The following is a 6291-nucleotide window of genomic DNA, read 5'->3' as shown; positions in this document are numbered from 1 at the left end:
CGTCAGCACCATCAACCGGCGAACCCGATCAGGAACACGACTCCGTGCCATCACCAACACCTCCAAGGCTCAAGGTGTTGCACTCACCGCTGGCGGGCAGGCTGGCACCATCTGTTACTCGCGGCCGCCGGTCCGCTGCCCTCGTCCGCTGACCCCGCCGCGGCCCGGCCACGACCGGCGGGCGTTACCCCACGTCGACGAAGGCGAGCTCCTGGACCGCACGCGTCATCGCCACGTAGAGGAGGCGGGCGCCGCGAGGGGTGCCGTCGTTGATCTCGTCGGGACCGACGACCACGACCCCGTCGAACTCGAGACCCTTCACCTGCTCGGGCCCGAACAGCGGGACGTCGTCGTGGCCCAGCTCGTGGACGTGATCGACGACGACGAATCCGGCCGACTCGAGTCCGGCGGCGACCTCGACGTGCCGTTCGACGGGCGCGACGACGCCGGTGAGACGGTGGCGATGGCGCACCTCGGCGACCACCTCGCCGACGGTCCGACCGAGATCGAGCGTCGCCCGTCGGTGCCAGGGCTCCCGGCCCTCGAGCCGCACACTGCGGCTCGGCGTGGCGTCGACGCCCGTCGACGGCAGCAGTTCGTTCGCCCGGGCGAGGATCGGATCGGGCACGCGGTAGCCGATCGTGAGATCGGCGATCGAGGCACCCTCGGGGACGTCGCGGGAGCCGGGGTCGACCGGGCGGCCGGTGAGCAGGCGGGCGACGTCGGCCCAACGCTCCTGGCCGGCGGGCGTGGTGGACTGCGCCACGTCGCCGACGAGCGTCATCGACCGCGCCGGGCTGCGCCGTCCGATCACCCGCAGCCCGACCGCGGAGTGGTCCTGGGCTTCGTCGACAACGACGTGGGCGTAGGTGAGGGGTGGGCCATTGAGGATCGAGTTGGCCTCGTCGACGAGGAGCTGGTCGGCGAGCGTCCAGGCCCGCTTCTTGCCGCGGGCACCGCCGAACCGCTCGAACAGGATGCGGTCGACCACCTTCAACGGCTGCTGCGTCGGCCACGCCGCGTTGAGCGCCGAGCGGAGAGCTGCGGCCTTGGGCCACGCCTCGTCGCCGCCCGTGCGGCGGCGCAGCTCCTGCTGGGCGATGGCCCGCAGGCGCTGACGGCGCTCGTTGACGGGGATCTGCGAGTCGATCGAACGCTCGAGCCACTCGGCGATCTCGTCACGGGTGAAACGCACGACGCGCGAGCCGATCGGTACCTCGAGATCGTCGTCGGGCGGGCGCACGGCCTCGAGCACGGCCCGCTCGAGGATGTCGAGCATGTCCGTCGAGCCCTTGGCCCGGGCGGTATCGGCGTCATCGATCGCCGTGATCTCGACCTTCGGGACACACAGCTCTGCCACCGTGCATTGCCGGACGCTGCGCTCGCCGAGCGAGGGCAGGACGTGGCTGATGTAGTCGAGGAACGCCTTGTTGGGACCGATGACCAGCACGCCGTCGCGGCTCAGGCGGCGACGGTGCTCGAACATCAGGAACGCCGCCCGGTGCAGGGCCACCGCCGTCTTGCCGGTGCCCGGGCCACCCTGCACGATCAGCACCTGGTCGATCGGCGCCCGGATCACGACGTCCTGCTCGCCCTGGATGGTGGCGACGATCTCGCGCATCGCCCCGGTCCGGGCGGCGCCGATCTCGGCGAGCACGGGGTCGGGGATGCCGCCGGCGACGTCGGCAGCATCGGGATCGTCGAGGTGCTCGTCGAGGTAGGCGGTCAACTCGCTCGGGCCCTCGCCGGTGGCGTCGAGGGTGAAGCGGCGGCGGTGCGACACGTCCAGCGGATCGACCGGGGTCGCCCGGTAGAACGCCGCGGCGACCGGCGCTCGCCAGTCGACGACGACGGGATCGTGCTGGTCGTCCTCGATGTGACGCCGCCCGATGTAGTAGCGCTCCTTCACCGCGGCGGCCGATCGACCGACCGCAGGTGCGGTGACGTCGATCCGCCCGAAGAAGTCGCCGGCGCCCGGCGCCGAGAGGTCGTCCAACGCCTCGGCGACGGTCATCTCCACGTACTCGGCGGTGATCTCGTCGGCCGACGCGTGGGGATCGACCCGCTGCAGCCGGTCGATCATCCGGTCGCGAGCCCGGCGAGCGAACGCCAGGTGCTCGCGCTCGGCCGCCAGCTCTGGGAACGGATCGGCGGGCGCGTCGAAGTGGGGCGACGAGTCCATAGGGGGCACAAGACACTAGCGGACCGACGCGGCGAGCGGCCAGGTGCGTCGACCCTGTCGTCGCGAAACGTCGTGACTATGGTCGACGCGACCCCCCAATCCAGGCTCCACCCCCCGGGAGATCCACGTGTCCTTCACCATGCTGTCCACCGCGCACGCCCCTGCTGCCCGCCGTCCGGTCCTCGCCGAGCTCCTCCCCGCCGTACGGTGGCGATCCGCCGCCCTCGTCGCCGGTGGTGCCGCCCTCACCGCCGTGGCGTCCCAGATCCGTATCCCACTCGGCTTCACACCGGTGCCGATCAACCTGGCCACGTTCGCCGTCGCCCTCACCGGCGGCGCCCTCGGCGTACGCCGCGGCGTCGCCTCGATGCTGCTCTACCTCGCCGTCGGGCTGGTCGGGATGCCGGTCTTCGCCGACACGTCGAGCGGCTGGGCCACGTTCTCCGGGGCGACCGGCGGCTATCTGGTCGGCTACGTCTTCCTCGCCGGCATCACCGGTTGGGCCGCCCGTCGCGGTCGCGATCGCCATCTGGTCACCTCGGTCGCCGCCGTCGTCGTCGGCAACCTCGTCCTCTACACGCTCGGCACGCTGTGGCTCGCCCACACCCTGAACGTGCCCGTTTTCGGCTGGGAGTCGAGCGGGTTCACCATGGGTCTCCGTCCGTTCCTGGCCGGCGACGCCGTGAAGATGGCCGCGGCCGGGGCGCTGTTCCCCGCCGCCTGGAGCTTGCTCCGGAAGGGCTGAACCGTTCCGGGACGGCGGGGCCGTTCGGGCCGGCGACCAAGGTCGCCGGCCCGAACCACAGGCCTGCGAGGGGTACCCGGTGTCCGCCGAGCCGAGCACCTCCTCATCGGACACGCCCGGGCGCTGGCGGGTCCGACCATAGAGATGCTCGAGCGGACCGAAAGGTTGAGCGCGCCGGAAGATTTCTTCCGCCGACCACCTCCGCCGGGTCAGCGAGCCCACCACCGACCGATCAGCGAGGCGCCGCCGGCGAACGCGAGGCCGACACGGCTCAGCGGGGAGGCGCCGTGCTCTGGCGGATCATCAGCTCAGGCAGGATGCGGATGCTCCGCACGGGCTCTCCTCGCAGCAGACGCTCGAGCAGCCCGACGCAGCCGTGGGCGAGGGCGTCGAAGTCCTGGCGGATCGTCGTGAGCGTCGGCGTGAAGAACGCTGCGTCGGGGACGTCGTCGAACCCGGCGACCGACACGTCGCCCGGCACGGACAGCCCGGCTTCGGCCGCGGCGGCCAGCACGCCCAGGGCCATCTGGTCGTTGGCGGCGAACACGGCCGACGGCACGCCGTCGGCGAACAGCTGCCGACCTGCCGCATGACCGCTCTCCGGCGACCAGTCGCCGTGGTAGACGCGGTCGGCCGGCAGCCCGGCGGCGGCCATCACGTCACGCCACGACTTCAGGCGGGCCACCGCCTCCGGTGAGGAGTCGGCGCCGGCCACGAAGGCGATCCGGCGGTGCCCGAGCCCGATGAGGTGCTCGGTCATCAGCCGGGCACCGGCGCGGTTGTCGAGGGCCACGGCCGCGTGGCGTCCGCGCGCGACCTGGTAGTCGGCCGACATCGTCACCATCGGCACGTCGGCGGGGATGCTGCGTGCCGCGGTGACCCATTGCCGGGCCGGCGCGATCTGCACGATCGCCTCCACCGATTGGTCCCGGAAGTGCTCCACGGCGGCCGACATGGCCGCTGCGGTGGGATCGGCGACGCTCGCCAGGCTGACGTAGTAGCCCGCTTCGCGCGCCGCCACCTCCACCGCCAGCAGCGAGCTCGTCGGTCCGTACAGCTTGCTGCGGTCGGTGAGGATGCCGATGATCCCCGATCGTCGGGTGACGAGCGAGCGGGCGGCAGCATTGCGGCGGTAGCCGAGGGTGGCGATCGCCTCCTCGACGCGGGCCCGCGTGTCGGGGCTGACGTGCGGATGCCCGTTGAGCACCCGGGAGACCGTCTGGTGGGAGACGCGCGCGAGACGGGCCACGTCGTGCATCGCCGGCGGCCGCGCCGCGACGGCGTCAGCCACGCCGAACGCGTCCGAGCGTGATCAGTCGCTGCATCACGATGAACGCCAGGACGAGGACACCGCTCGAGATTCTGGTCCATCCGGAGTTGAGGGTTCCACTGAAGCGGATGATCGACGAGATCGTCCCGATGACGAGGACCCCGAGCAGGGAACCGATCACGAAGCCGTACCCGCCGGTGAGCAACGTGCCGCCGATCGCGACCGCGGCGATGGCATCGAGCTCCATGCCGATGGCGTGCAGCGGGTTGCCCGACTGCACGGCGTTGAACGTGTAGAGGATCCCGGCCGTCGCCGCGCAGAACCCGCTGATCACGTACACCGAGATGCGGACGCGGGCGACCGGCAACGCCATGAGCATCGCCGACTGCTCGCTGCCGCCGATCGCGTACACCGTGCGCCCGAAGCGCGTGTAGTGCAGGACGTAGAACGCGATCGCCACGGTGGCCAGGGCGATCACCACGGCCGGGTTGATCTTGGTCCCCGGGAGGATCGTGAACCGCGTCCGCGACATGAACACGAAGAAGCGCTCGCGGATCGGGATCGACTCGACCGAGATCACGTAGCACATGCCCCGGGCGAGGAACATCGCGGCGAGCGAGGCGATGAACGGCTGGATGCGGAAGTAGTGCACCATCGCGCCCACAACGAGCCCGAGGCTCGAGCCGATCGCCAGCACCAGCGGGATCGCCCCCGCCGCCGGCCACCCGTACGACATCACCTTGGCCGCCACCATCGTGGACAGCGCCACGACCGCACCGACCGACAGGTCGATCCCGCCCGTCAGGATGACGAACGTCATCCCGACGGCGAGCACGATGAGGTGGGCGTTGGCGACGAGGATGTTGGCGAGCACCTGACCGCGGAAGAAGTTGTCGTAGATCAGCGCGCCGATGAGCAGGGCGACGCCGAGCAGGGCCGCCGTGGCGAACACGGGGATGTAGCGCGTCAGCGAGCGACGACGGGAAGCGGAGTGGCGGGCGTCGATCAACCCGGCCGTCATCGCTCGACCTCGGCGACGATCACCGGCTCGGCAGCGACGCGGGGCGGGCGCACCAGCGGGGGCCGTCGGCGCACCGCCGAACGAACCAGCGCTCGTGCCTCAGGGGACTGGATCAGGCAGACGATGGCGACGACGGCCGCCTTGTAGACGAGGGTGACCTCGGGGGCGATGCCGAGGATGAGGATCATCGTCGTCATGGTCTGGATGATGAAGGCGCCGAGGACCGTGCCGGCGAGCGAGAAGCGCCCGCCGGCGAGCGACGTGCCGCCGATGACGACGGCGAGGATCGCGTCGATCTCGAGGAACATCCCGGTGCTGTTCGGGTCGGCCGCCGTGGCGTCCGACGTGATCATCATCCCGGCGACACCGGCGAACAGGGCACACACCACGTACACGGTCCACGTGATCGAGCGGGCCGGGACCCCGGCGAGGCGAGACGCCTCCGGGTTGCATCCGACGGACTCTAGGAGCACTCCGAGGGCGGTGCGGCGGGTGAGCAGCGCGGTGAGCACGCAGATCGCCGCGGCGAGGATGATCGCGAAGGGCACACCCAGCCAGTAGCCGCCGCCGATCATCTTGTAGGGGGCCGAGCTGGCGGTGATGATCCGTTCGTCCGTGATCAGCTGGGCGACGCCGCGGCCCGCGGTCATCAGCACCAGGGTGGCGATGATCGGCTGGATGCCGAGCACGGTCACAAGGAAGCCGTTCCACGCGCCGCCGGCCGCGGAGAGCAAGAGCGCGATGCCGACGCCGATCAGCACGGTGACGACGGCGTGCGGCGTCGCCGACGAGTCGATGAACGTCGACGCCGCGGCCCCGGCGATCGCAGCGACGGCACCGACGCTGAGGTCGATGCCGCGGGTCGAGATCACCAGCGTCATCCCGAGGGCGACGAGCAGCGTCGGCGCCGTGCGCCGGACGATCGTGATCGTCGTGCCGTACAGGTTGCCGTTCACGACCCGGATGTTGAACAGACCGGGCGACTTGAGTCGCGTCGCCACCAGGAGGGCGACGAGGATGAACGCCGGCCAGAACAGACGCGACGTGACGATCCGCCTGACGATCGGGGTCAT

At 71.0% G+C, this 6291-nt stretch carries 5 protein-coding genes; 1 reads left to right on the top strand and 4 read right to left on the bottom strand.

Annotated elements, in window-relative coordinates; all coding sequences use genetic code 11:
- Positions 1 to 184 precede the first annotated feature (184 nt).
- Complete coding sequence (locus DN771_RS27830; protein WP_117000842.1) at positions 185 to 2182, bottom strand: HelD family protein; 1998 nt, start codon at positions 2180 to 2182, stop codon at positions 185 to 187.
- 127 nt (positions 2183 to 2309) lie between these two features.
- Between DN771_RS27830 and DN771_RS27825 the strand changes: the two genes are divergently transcribed.
- A complete protein-coding gene (locus DN771_RS27825; protein WP_162942504.1) occupies positions 2310 to 2927 on the top strand; it encodes a biotin transporter BioY in 618 nt (205 codons plus the stop codon).
- A 271-nt stretch (positions 2928 to 3198) separates the two neighbouring features.
- Here the strand turns inward: DN771_RS27825 and DN771_RS27820 are convergent, their stop codons facing one another.
- Genes DN771_RS27820 through DN771_RS27810 form a run of 3 tightly spaced genes read right to left on the bottom strand, consistent with a single transcriptional unit; the run spans position 3199 to position 6291 of the window.
- Complete coding sequence (locus DN771_RS27820) at positions 3199 to 4218, bottom strand: LacI family DNA-binding transcriptional regulator (protein ID WP_205528810.1); 1020 nt, start codon at positions 4216 to 4218, stop codon at positions 3199 to 3201.
- Positions 4211 to 5218, bottom strand: a complete 1008-nt coding sequence (gene yjfF, locus DN771_RS27815) for a galactofuranose ABC transporter, permease protein YjfF (RefSeq protein WP_117000840.1) — start codon at positions 5216 to 5218, stop codon at positions 4211 to 4213. Before yjfF ends, DN771_RS27820 begins: the two co-directional genes overlap by 8 nt.
- Entirely contained in the window at positions 5215 to 6291 is a 1077-nt protein-coding gene (locus DN771_RS27810) for an ABC transporter permease (RefSeq protein WP_117000839.1), read from the bottom strand. Before DN771_RS27810 ends, yjfF begins: the two co-directional genes overlap by 4 nt.

The organism is Desertimonas flava (assembly GCF_003426815.1).
Lineage (GTDB): Bacteria > Actinomycetota > Acidimicrobiia > Acidimicrobiales > Ilumatobacteraceae > Desertimonas > Desertimonas flava.
Note: the sequence above shows the minus strand (reverse complement) of the source record. Positions and strands in the feature narration are given on the sequence as shown.